Origin of the sequence: Pseudomonas sp. NPDC098740, from assembly GCF_044760065.1 — a bacterium.
In the GTDB taxonomy this organism is placed as follows: domain Bacteria; phylum Pseudomonadota; class Gammaproteobacteria; order Pseudomonadales; family Pseudomonadaceae; genus Aquipseudomonas; species Aquipseudomonas rossensis.
The window spans coordinates 1-21308 of sequence record NZ_JBIWAM010000027.1 but is presented as its reverse complement, the minus strand read 5'-3'; the positions used below and the strand labels follow the sequence as shown (position 1 = coordinate 21308).

Below are 21308 nucleotides of genomic sequence, written 5' to 3'. Positions count from 1 at the left end.
TACCGCAGCGCTTCCCATGACTCAGCTCTCGACTTCCCTCCCCCCTCACGTTGCCATCATCGGTGGCGGCCCCGCCGGTTTGATGGCGGCCGAAGTGCTGAGCCAGGCCGGGATCAAGGTTGATCTGTACGACGGCATGCCTTCGGTGGGGCGAAAATTCCTGCTGGCCGGCGTGGGTGGCATGAACATCACCCATTCCGAAGCCTACCCGGCATTTCTCTCACGCTACGCCGAACGCGCGCCGCAGATTGCGCCACTGCTGCGTGGCTTCGGTGCCGATGCGCTGTGCCAATGGATTCATGACCTGGGCATCGAAACCTTTGTCGGCAGCTCCGGGCGAGTCTTTCCTACAGACATGAAAGCCGCCCCCCTGTTGCGTGCATGGCTCAAACGTCTGCGAGACAGCGGCGTCGTTATCCACACCCGTCACCGCTGGCTCGGCTGGGATGACAGGGGTGGATTGCGCATCGACAGCCCCGAGGGCGAAAAAACCATCAAGCCTGACGCAACCTTGCTGGCCCTCGGCGGCGGCAGCTGGTCGCGGCTCGGCTCGGACGGCGCCTGGATGCTGCCACTGGAACAACAACGCGTAGGACTCGCGCCGCTGCAACCGAGTAATTGCGGCTTCGAGGTGCAGGCCTGGAGCGAGTTGATGGTCAGCAAATTCGCCGGCGCACCGCTGAAAAACATCGCCATTGGCCTCAATGACGACGTGCCGCGGCTCGGGGAATGTGTGATCACGGCAACCGGGATTGAAGGCAGTTTGATCTACGCCTTGTCGGCGCCGATCCGCGAAGCCATCAATCAGCACGCCTCGGCAACCATTCACCTGGACCTGTTGCCGCGCAAGCCTGCGGATAAGGTGCAGGCTGCGCTGAGCAAACCACGCGGTTCACGCTCCATGGCTAAACATCTGCACAGCCAGCTCGGGATCGATGGTGTGAAAGCGGCGTTGCTGCGCGAACTCACTCCGGCCGAAAGCTTCGCTGATCCGGCGCTGCTGGCCAAAGCGATCAAGGCGCTTGCACTGACACTGGTGAAAACCCGCCCACTGGACGAGGCCATCAGCAGCGCGGGTGGCGTGATGTTCGAATCGATGGATGAGCGTTTGATGCTCAAGCAACTGCCCGGCGTGTTCTGCGCGGGGGAAATGCTGGATTGGGAAGCGCCGACGGGGGGCTATTTGCTGACCGCGTGTTTCGCCAGCGGGCGCGCGGCGGGGTTGGGGATGGTGGAGTGGTTGAAGCGCAAGGACTGAGGACTGAGGCGCGGCCATCGCGAGCAAGCTCGCTCCCACACTGGTTCTTCATTCGCCGTAGATTTTGCGTACGACTCAGATCAAATGTGGGAGCGAGCTTGCTCGCGATAGCGGTCTAGCCGGCGCAGCGAATATTAAGGCTTACGCTTACGCGGCCCAGTATTAAACACCGGCACCTTCCGCACAGGTTTGATCGAAGGCTCCGGCGCCGACGCATCACCGCTCTCAACCCACTTACCCAGATTGCGTTTACCGCCACTGGAGGTCTTCGGCTTCTTCGGTTTTTTCGGCTTCTTGACTACCTGACCGCTGACATCGGTATCCGGCACCCGGTGCTCAGGCTCGAAATCATGCTCCATCTGGCGAGGCAATGTCTGACGGGTCAACGTCTCGATGGCCGACAGCAGATTCACTTCATCGGCGCAGACCAACGAAATCGCCTGCCCGGTTGCACCCGCGCGACCGGTACGACCGATCCGGTGGATGTAGTCCTCCGCCACGATCGGCAGGTCGAAGTTGACCACCAATGGCAAATCTTCGATATCCAGACCACGGGCCGCAACGTCGGTGGCCACAAGAATCTGCACTTCACTGGCCTTGAAACGGTCCAGTGCGCGCTGGCGAGTTGCCTGAGGTTTGTCGCCGTGGATGCCGTCGGCATTGATGCCCAGACCCTGGAGTTTTTCCACCAGCGCGTCCACGCCATTGCGGGTCTTGGCGAACACCAGCACCTGCTTCCACTTGCCCTTGCGCAGCAAATGGATGAACAGCTCCGGCTTGCGCTTCTTGTCTACCGTCACCACCCATTGCTTGACGGTGTTGGCAGCCACGTTGCGCGGGCTGACTTCGATGCTCAGTGGATCGTTGAGCATTTGTCCAGCAAGCAAGCGGATAGCGTCGGAGAAAGTCGCGGAGAACAGCAGCGTCTGACGTTGCTTGGGCAGCACGCGGTAGATATTCCCCAGTTCCTCGGAGAAACCCAGATCAAGCATGCGATCGGCTTCGTCCAGAATCAGGGTTTGCAGCTGATTGAACTTGAGGGCCTTCTGGCGATACAGGTCGAGCAAACGACCCGGCGTCGCCACCAGCACGTCAACACCCTTGCGCAGCTTCATCATTTGCGGGTTGATGCTGACGCCGCCGTACACCGCGTAAGTGCTCAACGGCAGATTCTCGGCGTACTGACGCACGGCTTCGTGAACCTGTTCGGCCAATTCGCGGGTCGGCACCAGGATCAGTGCGCGCACCGAGTTAGACGCCACTTTCGGCCCTTCCATGGCCAGCAATTGCAGGAGCGGCAGCGCGAAGCCGGCGGTCTTGCCCGTCCCGGTCTGAGCGGCGGCCATCAGGTCACGACCGGCCAGCACCGCCGGAATGGCTTGCGCCTGAACCGGCGTCGGGGTCTGGTAGCCGAGCGTCTCGAGAGAGCGCAGCAAGGGTTCGATCAGGCCAAGGGAGGCGAAAGTCATGGGATTACCGTAGGAAAATTCAGCGCGGGTTTTTCAAAACAAGTGTGCAAAACGAGATGCAATGGCGCGCAGTTTACCCTAATTCACACGGGATTCTGTCTGCACCACGGCAGCAGGTCGTTCCGGAGCCCGGCGCCACTGCGGCAATCCGATCAACACCACGGCGCTGATGATCACCAACATGGCCAGCGCTTCCTCGATCCCGATGGTCTCGCCGACAAACACGATCCCCAGCAACACCGCCACCGCCGGGTTGACGTAGGCATAACTGGTGGCCGCCGCCGGCCGCACGTTTTTCAACAGATACATATAAGCGTTGAAAGCGATGATCGAGCCGAAGAAGGTCAGGTAGGCCAGGGCCGCCCAGCCTTCGATCGGCGGCATGGCTTCCAGATGCTCACCACTCAGCGCACTGCCGATCAGCAACGCCACGCCGCCGACCAGCATTTCCACAGCACTGGCCATCGCGCCCTGTGGCAACGGCAAATGCTTGCTCCACACCGAACCGAAGGCCCAGGACGCTGCCGCAAAAATCAGTAACGCGGCGCCCAACGGACTCGATTGCAGGTTGGAACCGAGGTTGAGCATGGCAATGCCAATCAGTCCGAGCACAATCCCGGCCCATTCGAGACGGGTATTACGCGCGCCCCAGAAATACCCGCAGAGCAAGGTAAACAGCGGCACTGTCGCCACCGCCAACGCAGCCACACCCGAGGCGACGCCCATGTGTTCGGCCACGCTCACCCCGCCGTTACCGCACGCCAACAGCAAAATCCCGATGATTCCGGCGGCTTTCCACTGCTCCCAGGTCGGTGCCGGCGCCCCGCGCCAACGCAGGAACGCGTACATCAACGTCCCGGCGATCACGAAGCGGATACCGGCGAGCAGCAACGGCGGCCAGTACTCCACGCCGATGCGAATCACCAGGTAAGTCGAGCCCCAAATCACGTACAACGCGAAAAAGGCAGCGATCAACGGTAAGGGAAAACGACGTAAGCCAGGCATGGGGCAGCTCGTAGGCAAGACAAGTGAACAGCTATTCTAGAAAGGCCAGCGGCGCAAAATAAGTTACAAAACCTGTTTATAGCGCCGGTACACTTTTCAAAACACGGAGATCAGCGCTATAAACCGTGTTTTCGAAAGCCAGTCATTTTTCAGGAGTCCGACGATGGACAAATACGACCGCATGCTCCTCAGCGCCCTGTTGGAAAACGGTCGTGCGTCCTACGCCGACCTGGCGCGCAAAGTGAACCTGTCCGCCCCGGCCGTGGCCGAGCGCGTCGCCAAACTGGAAGCCTGCGGGGTCATCACGGGTTACCAGGCGAAAGTCGACATGGCCAAGCTTGGCTTGCCGATCCAGTGCGTGATCGAACTGCGCCTGAACCAGCACGGCAACCAGAAGGCCTACGACGACCTGATCAAAATCCCGCAACTGACCGAATGCCACCGGGTGACGGGTGATCCGTGCGTGATCATGCAAGCGGCGGTGGGTTCGATGCCGGAGCTGGAAGAGTTGATCAACCGGATCGCCAAGTTCGGGTTCAGCAAGACGTCGATTGTGTTGTCGAGCGCGATAGAGAAGCGCGTGCCGTTGGGGCAGTTGGAGGGGAATGGAAAGACCATCTAATGTTGCCGAAGATCCAATGTGGGAGCGAGCTTGCTCGCGAAGGCGGTGTGTCAGTCAACATCAATGTTGAATGATAAATCGCTATCGCGAGCAAGCTCGCTCCCACAGGGGGTTTGCGGTGTTTTCAGAATCCGCGATGCCGTTTGAGGTGCTCATTGATCTTCGCCGCCGGCACTTTCTGCAAGCTGACCAGCAGATCATGGGACAACTCGCGCAACCCGTGCTTCTGCCGCAACTCCTGGGCCAAATGCGCCGTCAGGTTGGCGGCCATTTCCGCATCGGCCATGGCCCGGTGAGCTTTACCGGTGTGAGGCAGGTTGGCGAACGTGGTGAGAGTACCGAGTTTGTGGTTCGGCGCGGCGGGCATCAAACGGCGGGCGAGTAGCAGCGAGCAGGCAAAGTTCTGCAAGCGTGTGCGTTTGATACGCCCCAGCTCAAAGTCCCAGAACTTCTGGTCGAACGCGGCGTTGTGGGCCAGCAGCGGTGTGATACCGACGAATTCGTTGACTTCGTTCATCACCTGCTCCGCCGATGGCGCGGTGCGCAGCATGGCGTTGCTGATGCCGGTGAGTTGTTCGATGAAGGGCGGGACGCGCACGCCGGCATTCATCAGGCTTTGGTAACGCTCGACGATGCGCCCCTGTTCAAGGATCACCACGGCAATTTCCGTGGCCCGGCAGCTGCTGCTCGGGGAGATCCCGGTGGTTTCAAAGTCGATGACTGCTATGCGTTCCAAACCTGTTTCAACTCCGTAAAAATCAATTCTTGAGCAGCAACGCGCCTTCGATCGGCACGTAGCGGCTGGCGGCGCGGATCAGCGAGTTGGCCGTCAGGCCCGGCACGCCGTAGGCCACGGCTTGCACCCCGTGCTTGGTGATGATGCGCTCCAGCAGCATGTCGAAATCACCGTCACCGGAAGCCAGCACCACTTCGTCGACATGATCGGCGGCGTCCATGATGTCGAGGGTGATGCCCACGTCCCAGTCACCTTTGGCCGAACCATCGCTGCGCTGGATGTAGGGCTTGAGCTTCACAATGAAGCCGAGGTTGCGCAGGATCTGCTGGAATTGCTGTTGTTTGCTGTCGCCGCGATCGATCGCGTAGGCATAGGCCTCGACGATCTCGCCCTGTTTGCTGATATCAGCCCACAGCGCGGCATAGTTGAAATGGCAACCATAGGCCTGACGCACGGTGTAATAGAGGTTCTGGACATCGGCGAACACTGCGATTTTTTTCACCGGTCATCCTCGTTGGCGCGCCGGAGCGCGGGCAGGATCAGGCACCAGGCCCGAAAAGTTGCCCAGTATGCCAGCCTGAAGGATTGTTCCGCGAATAATCGGCCCGGAGCGCCCCGGCGCTCCGGACGAATGGCGTGTCAGACGAAGGAATCGTCGTCACCGCCGAAGAACGATGAGCTGTCATCGCTGTAGTCGGCGTCGGTAAAGCCGCCCTGATCACTGGAGTTGTCAGCCACGCGCTGATCTTCGCCCGAGCCGTTGTCACCGCTCTGATCGGCGACCTGAGCCGGTTCTTCCTTGATGACTTCAGCCACTTCCGGCTGCTGATTGTGGTGGAACAGGCTGCTGATGCCTTGCGCCAACATCACACCACCGGCCACACCGGCGGCGGTTTTCAGCGCCCCCCCGAGGAAACTGCTGCCGGCAGGCTGTTGCGGGGCATAATTCTGCTGAGGCGACGCCGCACCGAAGTTCTGTTGTGGCGACTGCGAATTGAACGACGGCCGCGCCGGTTCACGCCAGCCGCCACCACTCGATGCGGGTGGGCTTTGGGTGGACGCTGGCTGCGGATCACGGGAACCGCCACCAAAGATGCTCGACAAGAAGCCACCACTGCTCGGCGCCGGAGCAGCCGGCTGAGCCTTGGCCGATTGCAGCTCGGCCTGCAATTGCTGGACTTGTTGGGCGAGCTGTTTGTTCTGTTCGTCGAGGCTTTTGAGGGCGGCCTCTTGCACCAGAATCGCCTGGGTCATGAAATAGCCTGCCGCTGGCTGGCGAGTCAGGTGTTCCTTGATCCGCGCCTCGGCCTGGGCGTCGCGCGGGGCTGAGTCCGTTTCGGCCTGTTGCAGCCGGGAAAACAGTCCATCGATCAGGGTTTGTTCTTCGCTGTTCATGGCGACCTCGTAGATTGCCGGGAATATCGTCGCCCTTACCCACTGTGGATAAGGTGCTCATCCGTAATGGAGGCTGATACAGGATGTTTCAATGGTCTTTACCGAACGTTTACGTTTGCGCCCCAAAGCGCTTCATCGGTTAAAGTGGGCCACTGCTTTCAACCTGCGATACCGACTGATGAATTCGTTAGATGTACTGCGTGACTCTCTGTATTTCTTCAAGCGCAATCTGGGCCAGATCGTGCGGCTGTGCCTGCCGCTGGTGATCTTCGAAGCGCTGCTGCAACAAGTGGTCGACCACTCCACCGAGCCGGACAGCTTCCCCGGCATCAGCGTGATGGTCGGCTTGTTGGTGTATCCGCTGTACACCGCCGCGCTGATCCTGTTTCTCGATGCCCGCAGCCGTGGCGAATCACCGAGCAACCGCGAATTGTTGTCGAGGTCGGCCTACCTGTGGCCACGCTTCGCCCTGCTCACCGCGCTCAATACCTTGCTGATCCTGATCGGCCTGTCGCTGTACTTCCTGCCGGGCATCTGGCTGATGGTGACCCTGGCGTTTGGCGAGTACCTGCTGGTGCTGCGCGGCTTCGCCCCGCTGGCGGCGATGAAGGAAAGCCTGCGCCTGACCCGTGGCCATTTTCTGCGCATTCTGGTGTGCATTCTCTGTGTAATGGGCCCGTTGTGGGTGCTCAAGGGCGCGACCCTTGCGGTCTACCCGGAACCGCAGAACCCGGTGATTTCCCTGCTGATCGACAGCGCCCAGAGCTTCCTGCAATTGTTCGTCAGCGTTGTGCTGTTCCGCTTGTTCATGCTGATCAACGAGGTGCCCGAGAAAATTGACGGGCCGCTTTGACTGACAACCCACCCCCTTGTAGCAGCTGGCGAAGCCTGCGTTCGGCTGCGCAGCAGTCGTAAATCCGGCACACACGGTGTATCAGAGACCACGCGGTGTCTGAATGGACTAACGGCTGCTTCGCAGCCGAACGCAGCCTTCGGGCTGCTACAGGGTGCGTGTTTCGGCTAATTGATGGGCAGGCCGTTTCACCCTTGGGATTAAACCCGACGCTCGGTTATGCTCGGGTCAACTTTTGTAACGCTATAAGCCGAGCCATGACCCGTCTACTGCGCTACACCCTGCTGGGCCTGTTGATCGTGACCGGCCTGATTGCCTTGCTGATCTACAACCTGACCTGGCGTCCCGAAGCCAAGGAAGCCTTACCGGTGAGTTGCAACGCCCAGGCGCCGACGCTGGTGCCCGGTCAGGCGCTGAAGGTGATGACCTGGAACGTCCAGTACCTGGCGGGAAAACGCTATGTGTTCTGGAATGACCTGGCGGCTGGCAATGACGAAAAACCCACGTCCGAAGACATGGCCTTCAGCCTCGATGAAGTGGCGCGGGTGATCCGCGACGAGCAACCGGACGTCGTGCTGTTGCAGGAGCTCGATGAAGGCGCCAAGCCCAGCGATTACCAAAACCAGTTCAAACTGCTTCAGGAGCGACTCGCGGACCTGTATCCGTGCAGCACTCACGCCTTCGACTGGAAAGCCGACTTCGTGCCTGAGCCGCACATCTTTGGCAGCGTCGGCCGGCAACTGGCCACCCTCAGCCGCTACCAGATCGAACACGCCGAACGCCTGCAATTACCGATCGCGCCGGCCAACTTCGTCACCCGTCAGTTCAAACCGAAAAACGCCTTGTTGGTCACGTATCTGCCGTTGAGCGACGGCAGTCAGATAGCGGTGCTCAACACCCACCTGGACCGTGTTATCCCGCCAGACGAAACGCTGCAATCCCAGGTGGCGGCCATGGTCAAAGTCCTCGACAAGTTCGAAAGCCGCGGCACGCCGTGGTTGATCGGTGGGGACTTCAACCTGTTGCCGTTGGGGCAATATCGACGCCTGCCCGACGAGCAACGCACGGCGTACGCCGCCGACAGCGCGCTGCATGTGCTGTGGGACAAATACCCGATGATCCCGACCAACAACGAAGCCAGCGGCATCGACCGGGCGCGGTGGTTGACCCATTACCCGAACGATCCGGGCTTGAACGGCCCGGACCGGACTGTCGACTACCTGTTCTACAGTCCGCGGATCAAACGGGTCGAGGCGACGGTGAGACAGGACGATACCTTGCGGATCTCCGATCACTTGCCGGTGATCGCCCGTTTCCTCTTGCCTGCTGCGCCCTAGGGCTGAATCAATGTTCCTCCTCCAGCTCGTCGTGCAATAACCCGAAGATCTTGCGCTTCATGTCGATGAACGAGCGCTCCATGACCATGTCCAGGGTCCGTGGGCGTTCGATCGGCACGTCCAGAATCTGCTTGATCCGCCCCGGCCGCGCGCCCATCACGTAGACCCTGTCGCCCAGCAGAATCGCCTCGTCGATATCGTGGGTCACGAACAACACGGTCTTCTTGCTGTTGCCCCAGACCCGCAACAACAGCTGCTGCATTTGCAGGCGCGTCTGGCTGTCGAGGGCACCGAAGGGCTCGTCCATCAGCAGGATTTGTGGGTCGTTGGCCAGCGCCCGAGCAATTGCCACACGCTGCATCATGCCCCCGGACAGCTGCTTGGCGTAGTTGTCGGCGAACCCGGCCAGGCCCACTTCGTTGACGTAGTAGTCGACGATCTCCTTGCGCTGGGCGGCCGCCATGCCTCGACGCTTGAGGCCGAACTCGACGTTCTGCCGCACGGTCAGCCACGGGAACAGCGTATAGCTCTGGAACACCATGCCGCGATCCGCACCCGGCCCTTGAACTTGCTGGCCACCGACGTAGATCTCGCCTTCCGTGGGCTCATTCAATCCGGCGGTGAGGTACAGCAAACTCGACTTGCCGCAGCCCGAAGGCCCGACCAGTACAGCGAACTGCTGATCCGGCACTTCGAACGACACCTGATCCAAAGCGGTGAACACTCCACCGTCGGGCTTTTGATAGCGAAGGCTGACCTTATCCACTTGCAGCCGTGGCGCGGCGTGCACCGGGGCAGCCTGTGGCGTGACGAAACGAGGGTTGACGGCGCTTACTGAGCCCATGCGGCGATCCTCAGACGGAGAAAACGGAACAGTTGATCGGTGACCAGGCCCAGCAGGCCGATGATCGCGATTGCCAGGAAAATCACATCCACCTGAAAGCCGCGCATGGCTTTAAGGCTCAAGTAACCCAGACCACTGGAAGCCGCGACCAGCTCGGCGACCACCAGGTAAGTCCAGGCCCAGCCCATGGTCACACGCAAGGTGTCGAGCACACCCGGCAACGACGCCGGGGCGATCACATGCAGCACCGCATCGCGACGGTTCGAGCCCAAGGTGTAAGACGCGTTGATCAGGTCCTTGGAGATGCCTTTGGACACGTCCGCGATCATCACCAGTTGCTGAAAGAACACGCCGAAGATGATCACCGAAACCCGCTGCTCCAGACCGATGCCGATCCACAAAATAAACAGCGGCACGAACGAAGTTACCGGCAGGTAACGGATGAAGTTCACCATCGGTTCAAGGAACGCCTGAACGATACGGAAGCTGCCCATCAGCAGCCCCAGTGGCACCGCCACCAGCGACGACACGATGAAGCCGACCATTACCACTTCGAGACTGGCCCACACATGCTGGCCCAGTGTGCCGTCGCGGCTCAGGCGCACGGCGGCCTCGACCACCGCGCCCGGTGTCGGCAGGAACATGCCCGGCACCACGCCGCCGTAAGACAACCCGGCCCACAGGCCGACCAACAACACCCAGGCCAGACCGCTCGCGCTCCAGATCACCGACACCGGCAGGCCGGTCTTGGGCGTGATGCAGCGGCTCAGCCATGAATTGCGCTTGAACATGCAAACCTCCTAGAGCGGGCTGACGAAGCGGTTGTCGATCAGATCGTCATTGCTGACGTTGTAGGGTTTGCCCTGCAATTCGCTGGCGGTCTCGTTGGCCAGTTTTATCAGCGGTTCGCTGTCACCCGGTTTGCCCGGCGAGCCAAGAAGTTTTTCGCTCATGGCCTGATCGTAGAAGCGCACGCCTTGCGCGGCAGCGGCCAATTCCTTCGGATCGGCCAGGTATCCGCCGACGCCTTTGGCCATGATTTTGTAAGCTTCTTGCGGATGATCCTTGGTGTACTGGACCGCCTTGTACAGACCCGCCACCAACGCCTTGACGTCTTCCGGCTGCTTCTCGATGACCGTGCAGTTGAGCGCGACCACGTCAACAATCACTCCCGGCGTACTGCTGCTGTCGATCAGCACCTTGCCTTGTTGCTTATTGCGGACCATCGACAGATGCGGCTCCCAGGTCACGGCGGCTGGCACGCGACCGGCGATGAACGCGGTAGCGGCATCGTCAGCTGTCATGTTCTGCACGGTGATGTCGCTCATGGTCATGCCGTGTTTTTTCAGCAGGTACGACAGCCAGAACTGCGAGGTCGAACCTTCGTTCACCGCCACGGCTTTGCCTTTCAGCTCCTGCAGACTCTTGACGTCCTTGCCGACCAAAACACCGTCGCCACCATGGCTGTCATCCAGTGCGGCCACCGCTTTGAAGCAGAATTGCGGGCGGTACTTGAGCACTTCGTCGATGGTCGACGCCGAGCCCGACAATTCACCCGAGGCTTGCGCGGCCATGTACATCGAGGCTTCTTCGACGACGGGTAATTCGACGGTCAAACCGTTTTCCTTGAAATAGCCCAGGTCCCGAGCCAGGTAGAGCGTGCCGTAACCGACCCACGTGGTGTGGCCGATAGAGAGGGTGCCGGCCTGGGCGCTGGTAGCGACCGTCGCGGCGATGGCGGTGACCGCCAGTGGATGAGCAAAGCGGGTAAGCAAGGACTTGATCATGGAGCACTCCCAAAGCTGTTGATTTAGTTTTGTCATGGGCAGTACGGCCAGCGGCCTTGGAGAAGAGCTGCCACCTGAGGTCTCTGATGGACCTTTCGGTGAGCAGCGTTTGGCTGACTGGCGAGGTCGATGTTGGCCCAAGGCCGGGATTAGGAAAATTAGGAAATATGTCGAGGCGAGCGATGAAAAAACTGGGTAGCGCGCGCTGTAAAAGGGCGCTGTGGGCGGGGATGCCCGGGGTGGGTGCAAAAGGTGAGAAGTGTGTTGAATGGATAAAAGCAATCGCGGGCAAGCCCGCTCCCACAGGGTTGTGTGTCGGTCGGATAAGTTAGACACGACACATAACCTGTGGGAGCGGGCTTGCCCGCGATTAAGGTCCGCAGGACCTTCCAGCATTCTTAAATCCGGCCGTATTCCTGCGCCGTACGATCAACGGCTTTCAGGGTTTTCCCCACCAGTTCATCAACCTCTTCACGACTGGCAATCAACGCAGGCGCCATGATCATCCGCCCCAGCGTCGAGCGAATAATCACCCCCTCTTCAAAGCCAATCGTGCGGCAACGCCAGGCAATGTCGTTCTCATTGGCAAAGCGCTTGCGACTGGTTTTGTCTTCAGCCAATTGCAGCGCCGCCACCATCCCGACACCCTGAATATCGCCCACCAACGGGTGATTGCCGAACACCTCGCGCAAGCACCGTTGCAGGTAGGGCCCGATGTCATCCTTGACCCGCGCCACCACCCCTTCATCGCGCAATGCCGTGAGGTTGGCGATGGCCACCGCCGCTGCCACCGGGTGTCCGGAGTAGGTCAAGCCGTGGGCAAACACCCCGCCCTGTTCCACCAGTACCTGAGCCATTTTCTTCGACAGAATCAGACCGCCCATGGGGATGTAACCGGAGGTCAAACCCTTGGCGATCGACAGCGTGTCCGGCTCGAAACCGAAGTGCTCGTGGGCAAACCATTCACCGGTACGACCGAAGCCACCGATCACTTCATCGGCGCACAACAGCACATCGTACTTGCGGCAGATCCGCTGAATTTCCGGCCAGTAACTCTCTGGTGGGAAGATCATCCCGCCCGCGCCCTGGAACGGTTCGGCGATAAACCCGGCGACCTTGTCCGCGCCGAGTTCGAGAATCTTCGCTTCCAGCTGCTGAGCCGCCCGCAGGCCAAACTCAGCCGGGGTCAGGTTGCCCTCGTGGGCGAAAAAGTACGGCTCATCGATGTGCTCGATGTCGGGAATCATGCCGCCCATTTCGTGCATGAACTTCATGCCACCGAGCGCCGTCGCCGCCAGCGTCGAGCCGTGATAACCGTTCCAGCGACCGATCATGACTTTCTTCTCGGGCTTGCCGAGGATCGTCCAGTAACGACGCACGGTACGGATCAGCACCTCGTTGGCCTCGGAGCCGGAGTTGGTGTAGATCGCGTGGCTGTAGTGCCCCGGCAACAAGCTGAACAGCAGCTCCGAGAGCTCGATGACCTGCGGGTGGGTGGTGTGGAAAAACATGTTGTAGTACGGCAATTGCTCAAGCTGTCGGGTCGCTGCAGCCGCCAAGTCCTTGCGGCCGTAACCGAGGTTGGTGCACCACAGCCCGGACATGCCGTCGAGGTAACGCCGACCATCGTTGTCCCACAGGTGCAGGCGCTTACCACGGACCATCACCCGGGGCCCTTCGTCGTTGAGTGCCTTTTGATCGACGAATGCGTGGATGTGGTGCGCAGCGTCGGCGGCCTGGTAGTCGCGGGTTTCACGTGGTGTGGTCATCGCCAGTTCTCCGTTTTGTTATTAGCGGCTGTTATGAGCGCAGCTGAAACCAGGTGGTCTTCAACTGGGTGTATTTATCGAATGAGTGCAGCGACAGGTCGCGGCCGAAACCGGATTGTTTGCCGCCACCGAAAGGCACGGTCACGTCCAGCGCATCGACGCTGTTGACCGACACCGTGCCGGCTCGCAATTGCCGCGCCACGCGGTGGGCGCGATTGAGGTCGTCGGTCCACAGCGACGCGGCCAAACCGTAGACGCTGTCGTTGGCCAGTTGCAAGGCGTGTGCCTCGTCATCGAACGCCGTGACCGCCAGCACCGGGCCGAACACTTCATCGCGAAACAGCGGCATGTCCGGGCTCACGCCGGTGAAAATGGTCGGCTGAATGAAGTTGTCGGAGCCGTTGAAAATCGACTGTCGACCGCCACAAAGTTTCGTTGCGCCTTGGCGTTCGGCCTGCTGGATGAACTTCATGATGCGTGCCGTCTGGCGGTTGTCGACAATCGCCCCGGCGCGGCTCGACGGGTCCAGCGGATCACCCGGTTGCCAACGTTCGGCCTGTACTTTGAGGCGCTCGACGAACTCGTCATGAATCGACCGTTCCACCAGCAACCGTGAGTTGGCCGAGCACACTTCACCCTGATTGAAGAAGATCCCGAACGCAGCTTTCTCTGCGGCGAGGTCAAGGTCCTGACAATCAGCAAACACCAGATTGGCGCTCTTGCCGCCGCACTCCAGCCACACCTGTTTCAGGTTCGATTGCGCCGAGTACTGCATGAAGTATTTGCCGACTTCGGTGGAGCCGGTGAACACCAGGCAATCGATGTCCGGGTGCAAACCGAGGGCTTTGCCGGTCTGCTCGCCAAGCCCCGGCAGCACGTTCAGTACGCCGGCTGGCAGGCCGGCTTCCAGCGCCAGTTCGGCCAGACGCAGGGCGGAAAACGGTGACTGCTCGGCGGGTTTGAGGATCACCGAATTGCCCGCCGCCAGTGCCGGTGCGAGTTTCCATGCAGCCATGTCCAGCGGAAAATTCCACGGCACCACGGCCGCAACCACGCCCAGCGATTCGCGGGTGATGGTCGCCAACACGTTCTGCGCGCTGGGGGCGATCTGGTCGTAGAGTTTGTCGAGGCTTTCGGCGTACCAGCGAAACACCCCGGCGGCGCCCGGCACGTCAATGTTGTAGGCGTCCATCACCGGTTTGCCCATGTTCAGAGAATCGAGCAGCGCCAGTTCTTCGCGATGGATCATGATCAGATCGGCCAGGCGCAACAGCACTTGCTTGCGCTCATTCGGCGAACGCGCCGACCAGGTTCCGGCCTCGAACACTTGCCGCGCATTGCGCACCGCGGCGTCTACGTCTTCTTCGCCGCACGCGGCCACGTTGGCCAGGCACTGGCCGGTGGCGGGGTTGATCGCGGCGAAGGTCTGCCCCGACTGAGCCGCACGGGGCTTGCCGTCGATCACGGCCTGATCGGGAAACCGCAGCGCAGCGGCTTTGTTTTGCCAGAATGTAAGCTCGAACACGTTCAGATGCTCCATGGGCTTTCTTGTGGATTGGATGGTGGCCCAGGCCTGCGTCAAGGAAAAATAGTAAAAATGTCTTCGCAGACCATGAAAAAACTGGGCAGCCAATCTCCCCGGTGGCGCGGTATGTGGTTATTGTTCAGGCATAACAACACCGTCGTCAGAACGGATGCAGTCGGCGCAAAAATTGCCTGGATGTCGAGTCCATCCACCCCGAGGTTTGCCGTGGCTGCCTACAACCTGCGTCAATTGAAGTACTTCATCACCACCGTCGAATGCGGCAGCGTCGCCGAAGCGTCGCGCAAGCTGTACATCGCCCAGCCGGCCATCTCCACGGCGATCAAAGGCCTGGAAGACAGCTTCGGCGTGCAACTGCTGATCCGTCATCACGCCCAGGGCGTGTCCTTGACCCCCAGCGGCGCACGCTTCTACCGCAAGGCCCAGGAACTGCTGCGCATGGCCAAGGAGTTCGAACAGAACGCCCTGGCCGACAACGACGTGGTGGCCGGGCAAATCGATATCGGTTGCTTCGAAACGGTCGCGCCGCTGTACCTGCCGCAGTTGATTGCCGGGTTCTCGGCGCTGTATCCGGGGGTGAAAATCCGCATCCGCGACGGCGAGCAGCAAGAGCTGGTGCAAGGCCTGACCTCGGGCACCTTCGACCTGGCGATCCTGTATGAACACGACCTCGACGCCACCATCCAGACCGAACCCTTGATGCCGGCGCAACGGCCTTATGCGTTGCTGCCGGCGGATCATCGCTTTGCCCAGCTCAAGCAAGTATCGCTGCGCGATCTGTGCCTGGAGCCGATGATTCTGCTGGACGTGCAACCGAGCCGGACCTACTTCGTCAGCCTGTTCGAAGAGTTGGGACTGACGCCGAACATTGCCTTCAGCTCACCGTCGATCGAGATGGTCCGGGGAATGGTCGGGCAAGGGTTCGGCTTCTCGATTCTGGTCACCCGGCCGCATTCGGAATGCACCTATGACGGCCAGAAAGTGGTGTGCGTGGACATCGTCGAAGACGTCACCGGCTCAGGGCTGGTGGCGGCGTGGTTGAAGCGCGGGCAGTTGACCAAACCGGCGCAGTTGTTTGCCGATTATTGTCGGGAGCAGCTCACCGCGAAGGCCGCCTCTTGAACATCAACGTCAAAAGATCGCAGCCTCGTTTCACTCGACAGCTCCTACATGTACCGCGTATCCCTTGTAGGAGCTGTCGAGTGAAACGAGGCTGCGATCTTTTGATCTTCAGCTTTTACGCGGTTTGATCCGCGCGGTCGCTTCGGCCACCAGCGGATCATCCGGCCAGTAGTGCTTCGGATAGCGCCCTTTCAAATCCTTCTTCACCTCGGCATACGTGCTGCGCCAGAAGTTCGCCAGATCCTGGGTCACCTGCACCGGCCGTCGCGCCGGGGACAGCAAATGCAGTTTGACCACCTGCCGGCCACCGGCAATCCGCGGGGTCTCGGCCAAGCCGAACAACTCCTGCAACCGCACCGCCAGAATCGGCGGCTGTTCGCTGTAATCCAGACGAATCGATGAACCTGACGGCACGCTCAGATGATGCGGCGCCAGTTCATCCAGCCGTTGCGGCAGCGGCCACGGCAACAGGTTATGGACGATGCTCGACAGGTCCAGATTGGCGAAATGACTGAGCCGCGAGACTTTGCCCAGGTACGGCATCAACCAATGTTCAAGGCTTTTGAGCAGGGCGGCGTCGCTGACATCCGGCCATTCACTCTCACCTTTCGCGCCAAGGTCCAACTGACGCAACAACGCAACCCGCGCCTGCCACTGACGCAGCTCCGGAGTCCATGGCAACAGTTCCAGACCTTTGCGCCGCACCAGATTCACCAGCGCCTGGCTGCGAGCGGTCTCATCGAGTCCGGTCAACGGCTCGCGGCTGAGGATCAATTCACCGACCTTACGCTGACGCTCGGCGCGCAACACGCCTTCGCGCTCGTCCCAATCCAGTTGATCGACCACGCGAACCTGCTCGGCCAGCACTGAATCGAACAGCGCAGGATCGAAATCCGCCGCCAGATAAATGCGTTCTTCACGCTGACCCTGCCGGCTGCCGAGATCGGCGATCACCAGCCACGGTTGCTTCATCAAACTGTCGGCTTCGGCAAACAGCGCTGCACGACCGTTAGCCAAGCGATATTCCGCTCCACCGGCCCGGCGCTGTTGAGCGACCCGATCGGGATAGGCCAACGCCAACAGCGCACCGAGCCAGCGCGGATGATCGGGATCGCTGACCGGTTCCGACGCTTTACCCCGCAGGTAACCGCGATACTGCCGCGCCAATTGCCGGGCACGTTGCACGCCACCCTGAGCGCCACGTGCGGCGCGTTCTTCGCCGGACAACAGCACCAATCGGCTGTGCAGATCCGCCCCGGCGCCACGCAAAATATCTCGCTCGCCGAGCAAGGCCGCGACATCGCAGGCCATGTTGGCCAAGCCGAGCGCCTGACCGCGCAACAGCAAATGCGCGATACGTGGATGCGCCGGCAGTTCGGCCATGGCCTGACCGTGATGGGTCAGCGCTTCGCCGTCCAATGCGCCCAGGCGATCAAGCAGGTCCTGAGCCTGCGCATAAGCGGCCGGGGGCGGTACGTCGAGCCACACCAATTGCCCCGGCGTCACGCCCCAGCGGCCGAGTTGCAAAGCAAGTCCGGCAAGATCCGCCGAGAGGATTTCCGCGCTGGCGTAGGCCGCCAGTTGCTCGTGCTGATCCTGCGACCACAAGCGATAACACACACCCGGTTCCAACCGCCCTGCCCGGCCCGCGCGCTGAGTGGCGCTGGCTTTGGAAATACGCTGAGTATCGAGGCGGGCCATGCCGCTGCCCGGATCGAAACGCGGCACCCGCGCCAGCCCGGCATCGATCACCACGCGTACGCCGTCGATCGTCAGGCTGGTCTCGGCGATGTTGGTGGCCAGCACCACTTTGCGTTTGCCGACAGGCGCGGGATCAATCGCGGCGCGTTGCGCAGCCAGATCGAGTTCGCCGTGCAACGGGCAAAGCAAAACCTGTGTGCTCTCGCCCAGTGCATCGGCCAACTGTTGATGCACGCGACGGATTTCCGCCTGCCCCGGCAGGAACACCAACACGCTGCCGGTTTCATCGTTCAAGGCGTCGAGGATGGTTTGCACCACGCGCGGCTCGATGAATTCGCCAGGTTGGAACGGCCGGCCCCAACGCATCGCCACCGGGTACATGCGGCCTTCGCTGCGCAGGATCGGCGCGTCATCGAGCAACCCGGCCAGGCGTTCGCCTTCCAGCGTTGCCGACATCAACAGGATTTTCAGCGGTTGATCGTCACGAAACAGCTCGCGGCCATTCAGGCTCAGGGCCAACGCCAGATCGGCGTCGAGGCTGCGCTCGTGGAATTCGTCGAAGATCAGCAGGCCAACGCCTTCGAGCGCCGGGTCGTCCTGCAAGCGTCGGGTCAGAATCCCTTCGGTGACCACTTCGATGCGGGTGTTGGGCCCGACTTTGCTGTCGAGACGAATGCGATAGCCGACGGTTTCACCGACCTTCTCGCCCAGCTCACTGGCCAAACGCTCCGCCGCCGCCCGCGCAGCCAATCGGCGCGGTTCGAGCATCAGAATGGTCTGCCCGGCCAACCAGGGCTCGTTGAGCAAGGCCAGTGGCACGCGGGTGGTTTTACCGGCGCCGGGCGGTGCTTCGAGCACGGCTTCGTGGCGTGTAGCCAAGGCTTCACGCAGGGCGGGTAAAACTTCATCAATTGGCAAAGAAATCATGCTGGCTCCCCAGGGCGTGCCCACAGTAAATTGCGAGTCGCGTTGAAGCTGTGGGCGTGCCAGGCAAGGCGCGGGACGCAGGCAAGGGTCGTTTCCTTGCCAAGTCCCGCAACGCAGCATGGCGCGTCCACAGCTTCAGCCCGGAGGGCCGAACCCCGAAAAAATCCATCAGCCGTCACGCGTTGTCGATCTGGAAAAAACAACATCAATCCTCAACTATTCCAGTGGGGGTGAGACGAGGCCGCAATTTACTGTGGGCACGCCCTGCCGAGCGCGAGTATAACGGCGAACTGCCTAGCGTTCGTCGTGGTCCTAATTCATATAGACGCCCCTTCGTTTTCCAGATGACTCAGGAGATTTCATATGCGTGCTCCCTTTCGCTTGATTGGCGGTGTATTGGTCGCGACGTTGCTGACCCAGGTGACCGCTTGCGGATCGATTTTCTACCCTGACCGTCGCGGTCAGATCGACGGCAAGATCGACCCGGCCATCGCCGCGCTGGATGCCGTGGGCCTGCTGTTCTACATCATTCCCGGCCTGATCGCGTTTGCCGTGGACTTCGCCACTGGCGCGATTTACTACGCGCCCGGCGAGACCGCACAGGTGGCTCCGGAAAAACTCAAGGAAGCCATCGGCGCCGACGGCAAGGTCGATAACCACAAGTTGCAGACTATTCTCGAAACCGAACTGGGACGTAGCTTCCCGCTGGACGACCCACGCCTGATCCAGCACAAGGGCAGCGCTCAGCAACTGGCCATGCTGGGTCTGCAACCTGCCGCGTAATCCGTGCCGGTGAAGGAACACTTAAAGGACAAGCAGCCCCTATGATCGCAAGCTCCGAACACGCCCGCCTGTTGCGGCTGGCGACCCGTGCCTCGGTGGCGGTGGCATGCACGCTGATCGTCGCCAAAGCCATCGCCTGGTGGTTGAGCGGTTCGGTCAGCATGCTCGCCGGGTTGACCGACTCGGCCCTCGACGGTGTCACCTCGCTGCTCAACCTGCTCGCTGTGCATTACGCCTTGCGCCCGGCCGACGATGATCACCGTTACGGGCACGGCAAGGCCGAGTCGCTGGCGGGCATGGCTCAGGCGTTGTTCATTGGCGGCAGCGCGGTGCTGATTGCCTTGCAGGCGATTGATCGACTGAAACACCCGGAACCAGTGGGGGCGCCATGGATCAGTATCGGGGTGATTGTGTTTTCCCTGGCACTGACCCTGGCCCTGCTGATGTTGCAACATCGGGTCGTCAAGGCGACCGGTTCCAACGCGGTGCGCGCCGACGCCCTGCATTACCGCTCGGACATGCTGCTCAACGGCAGCATTCTGGTGGCGCTGGTGCTCGCCGGGTTTGGCTGGCATCAGGTCGACCCTTGGTTCGGATTGGGGATCGCCGCCTACATTCTATGGAGCGCGATTCAGATCGCCCGGGAAAGTTTTACGGTGCTGATGGATGAAGAACTGCCGTCGGACGTCAGCCAGCACATGCTCGAACTGGCCTGCGGCGTACCGGGAGTATTGGGGGCGCACGACCTGCGTACGCGGGTTTCCGGCAACCAGTGGTTCGTGCAGTTGCACCTGGAATTGCCGGGCGATTTGACCCTGTCAGTCGCTCACGGCATCAGCGATCAAGCCGCCGATGCCATTCATGCCGCCTACCCGCGAGCCGAAGTGCTGGTGCACGCTGACCCGCAGGAAGTGGTACTGGCAGGCAGGGCTCAGAAAGAAACCTGATAACCGCGACTGCTCAGGCAGTTGCCCTGGGCCTGTCGGTAGGCTTGCACCACCGACGGGGCCGGCTGGTAGGTGGCCGTTCGCGGATCGAAGCCACTCTGCTGCACCGCGTATTGATAGCACTCGTAACCGTCCCGGTTGACTTGCTCTGGCGACTGACCGTTGGCCGGATACGCCACCACGTCATAACCATTGCTGACCGGTTGCGGCTGCGGTTGTACGGGGGGCTCGACCACGACGTAATCCTGAGTGCTTTCCTGATAGGCGTAATAAGAGCCGGACGCCAGGAACAACAGCGCACCGCCGATCCACACTTCACGCGCGTAATCGGGCAAGTAGCTGACGCGAATCCCGCGTGGCGGCTGAACCACCACATAACGCGGACCGAGCGGACGATACCAGTAGCCGCCGGAGTAGAAGAAATCCTGACCACGGTACGGCACACGGTAATCACGGTCGGGGAAACGATCGATCACATGACCGGGGCGATACTGCGGGCCGGCGCCCCAACCATTACCGTGCCCGTCCGGGCGACCGGCCCAGCGATGGTCATCGGGACGCGGACCGTTGTTCTGCCAATGCTGGTTGTTATCGTTGCGCCGCGGCACGTCCTGGTAGTAACCACGCTGTGGCTGCTGGGTCTGGCGCACGGTGTCGGGCCGGCCCTGAATCGGCAGGTCATTGGCCGGTAGCTGCGGCGGTGGCGGCGGTGGTCGAACCGGGTTGTTGTAGTCGTGCGGCGCACGGTTCTGCCGTTGACCGTCGTTCTGATTCTGGCCGTTGTGCTCGAACTGGCGACTGTTGTCGCCACGAATGATGTCGTTATTCTGCGCACGCGGCTGGTTATTGCCGCCGTGGCCCTGATTGTTTCCCTGATGGCCATCCGAGCCGCGTTGCCCGCCATCGGCGCCACGGTTTTGCGGCTCATCCGCCAGCGATTGCGCAGTGACACTGATACACAACAAACCAACACCGGCCAAACGCCAGATGCGCGACTTCATGCTTTTCCTCACTGCGGGTCAGGGCCTGTACTTAAGACTGGGAAAGCACAGGCCGGTTCTGCAACAGGTTATCAGTCGCGAAACTTATTTATTGAGGGCAGTCGGCAAATTCCGGGATCGAGTAGGAGGCGGGGTTGCCCCCGCCGTCCTCTCACACCACCGTACGTACGGTTCCGTATACGGCGGTTCCTGCCTACTGACAAACAACG

General features: G+C 61.0%; 19 protein-coding genes. 7 read left to right on the top strand and 12 right to left on the bottom strand.

What is annotated here, in order from left to right:
* Positions 1-16: 16 nt before the first annotated feature.
* The gene (locus ACIQU2_RS24595) at positions 17-1258 is read left to right on the top strand and encodes a TIGR03862 family flavoprotein (RefSeq protein ID WP_403144557.1); all 1242 of its coding nucleotides are present in this window, start codon (positions 17-19) and stop codon (positions 1256-1258) included.
* A 134-nt stretch (positions 1259-1392) separates the two neighbouring features.
* Here ACIQU2_RS24595 and ACIQU2_RS24590 read toward each other — a convergent pair whose 3' ends face one another.
* Positions 1393-2727 carry a DEAD/DEAH box helicase gene (locus ACIQU2_RS24590; RefSeq protein ID WP_403144555.1) on the bottom strand — a complete coding sequence of 445 codons (1335 nt, stop codon included), beginning with the start codon at positions 2725-2727 and terminating at the stop codon, positions 1393-1395.
* A 78-nt stretch (positions 2728-2805) separates the two neighbouring features.
* Entirely contained in the window at positions 2806-3732 is a 927-nt protein-coding gene (yedA, locus tag ACIQU2_RS24585; protein ID WP_347803837.1) for a drug/metabolite exporter YedA, read from the bottom strand.
* Positions 3733-3895: 163 nt separating this feature from the next.
* On the opposite strand from yedA, the gene ACIQU2_RS24580 reads away from it, so the two are divergent.
* The gene (locus ACIQU2_RS24580; protein WP_347803836.1) at positions 3896-4354 is read left to right on the top strand and encodes an Lrp/AsnC family transcriptional regulator; all 459 of its coding nucleotides are present in this window, start codon (positions 3896-3898) and stop codon (positions 4352-4354) included.
* Positions 4355-4478: 124 nt separating this feature from the next.
* On the opposite strand, the gene ACIQU2_RS24575 is transcribed toward ACIQU2_RS24580, so the two are convergent.
* From ACIQU2_RS24575 to ACIQU2_RS24565, 3 genes are all read right to left on the bottom strand, one after another.
* Positions 4479-5090 (bottom strand): PolC-type DNA polymerase III, encoded by a 612-nt coding sequence (locus ACIQU2_RS24575; RefSeq protein ID WP_403144552.1) that lies wholly within the window; start codon positions 5088-5090, stop codon positions 4479-4481.
* Between the two features lie 22 nt (positions 5091-5112).
* Complete coding sequence (locus ACIQU2_RS24570) at positions 5113-5592, bottom strand: NYN domain-containing protein (protein ID WP_010467410.1); 480 nt, start codon at positions 5590-5592, stop codon at positions 5113-5115.
* A 137-nt stretch (positions 5593-5729) separates the two neighbouring features.
* Positions 5730-6485, bottom strand: coding sequence for a DUF2076 domain-containing protein (locus tag ACIQU2_RS24565; protein WP_403144549.1), 756 nt, complete (start codon positions 6483-6485; stop codon positions 5730-5732).
* A 178-nt stretch (positions 6486-6663) separates the two neighbouring features.
* On the opposite strand from ACIQU2_RS24565, the gene ACIQU2_RS24560 reads away from it, so the two are divergent.
* On the top strand, positions 6664-7338 hold the full coding sequence (locus tag ACIQU2_RS24560; protein ID WP_347803834.1) for a YciC family protein: 675 nt from the start codon (positions 6664-6666) through the stop codon (positions 7336-7338).
* A 257-nt stretch (positions 7339-7595) separates the two neighbouring features.
* Complete coding sequence (locus tag ACIQU2_RS24555; RefSeq protein ID WP_403144545.1) at positions 7596-8675, top strand: endonuclease/exonuclease/phosphatase family protein; 1080 nt, start codon at positions 7596-7598, stop codon at positions 8673-8675.
* A gap of 7 nt (positions 8676-8682) precedes the next feature.
* Here ACIQU2_RS24555 and ACIQU2_RS24550 read toward each other — a convergent pair whose 3' ends face one another.
* From ACIQU2_RS24550 to ACIQU2_RS24530, 5 genes are all read right to left on the bottom strand, one after another.
* The gene (locus ACIQU2_RS24550; protein ID WP_403144542.1) at positions 8683-9519 is read right to left on the bottom strand and encodes an ABC transporter ATP-binding protein; all 837 of its coding nucleotides are present in this window, start codon (positions 9517-9519) and stop codon (positions 8683-8685) included.
* Positions 9507-10310: an ABC transporter permease gene (locus tag ACIQU2_RS24545; protein ID WP_192410829.1), complete on the bottom strand. Its 804-nt coding sequence runs from the start codon at positions 10308-10310 to the stop codon at positions 9507-9509. The genes ACIQU2_RS24550 and ACIQU2_RS24545 overlap by 13 nt, the downstream gene beginning before the upstream one ends.
* Positions 10311-10319: 9 nt before the next feature.
* A complete protein-coding gene (locus ACIQU2_RS24540) occupies positions 10320-11306 on the bottom strand; it encodes an ABC transporter substrate-binding protein (protein ID WP_347803831.1) in 987 nt (328 codons plus the stop codon).
* Between the two features lie 398 nt (positions 11307-11704).
* Positions 11705-13075 (bottom strand): aspartate aminotransferase family protein, encoded by a 1371-nt coding sequence (locus ACIQU2_RS24535; protein ID WP_403144538.1) that lies wholly within the window; start codon positions 13073-13075, stop codon positions 11705-11707.
* A gap of 31 nt (positions 13076-13106) precedes the next feature.
* Complete coding sequence (locus ACIQU2_RS24530) at positions 13107-14600, bottom strand: aldehyde dehydrogenase (protein WP_403144536.1); 1494 nt, start codon at positions 14598-14600, stop codon at positions 13107-13109.
* 225 nt (positions 14601-14825) lie between these two features.
* Here ACIQU2_RS24530 and ACIQU2_RS24525 point away from each other — a divergent pair, with 225 nt between their 5' ends.
* Positions 14826-15740, top strand: coding sequence for a LysR substrate-binding domain-containing protein (locus ACIQU2_RS24525; protein WP_095130716.1), 915 nt, complete (start codon positions 14826-14828; stop codon positions 15738-15740).
* A 108-nt stretch (positions 15741-15848) separates the two neighbouring features.
* Here ACIQU2_RS24525 and hrpB read toward each other — a convergent pair whose 3' ends face one another.
* Positions 15849-18368 (bottom strand): ATP-dependent helicase HrpB, encoded by a 2520-nt coding sequence (gene hrpB, locus ACIQU2_RS24520; protein WP_403144533.1) that lies wholly within the window; start codon positions 18366-18368, stop codon positions 15849-15851.
* 363 nt (positions 18369-18731) lie between these two features.
* Here hrpB and ACIQU2_RS24515 point away from each other — a divergent pair, with 363 nt between their 5' ends.
* Together ACIQU2_RS24515 and ACIQU2_RS24510 are read left to right on the top strand one after the other, a co-directional pair.
* Positions 18732-19151 (top strand): polyribonucleotide nucleotidyltransferase, encoded by a 420-nt coding sequence (locus ACIQU2_RS24515; RefSeq protein ID WP_403144531.1) that lies wholly within the window; start codon positions 18732-18734, stop codon positions 19149-19151.
* 41 nt (positions 19152-19192) lie between these two features.
* Positions 19193-20098 carry a cation diffusion facilitator family transporter gene (locus ACIQU2_RS24510; protein ID WP_403144529.1) on the top strand — a complete coding sequence of 302 codons (906 nt, stop codon included), beginning with the start codon at positions 19193-19195 and terminating at the stop codon, positions 20096-20098.
* On the opposite strand, the gene ACIQU2_RS24505 is transcribed toward ACIQU2_RS24510, so the two are convergent.
* Positions 20083-21099, bottom strand: a complete 1017-nt coding sequence (locus tag ACIQU2_RS24505) for a DUF6515 family protein (protein WP_403144526.1) — start codon at positions 21097-21099, stop codon at positions 20083-20085. The genes ACIQU2_RS24510 and ACIQU2_RS24505 overlap by 16 nt on opposite strands.
* Positions 21100-21308 lie beyond the last annotated feature (209 nt).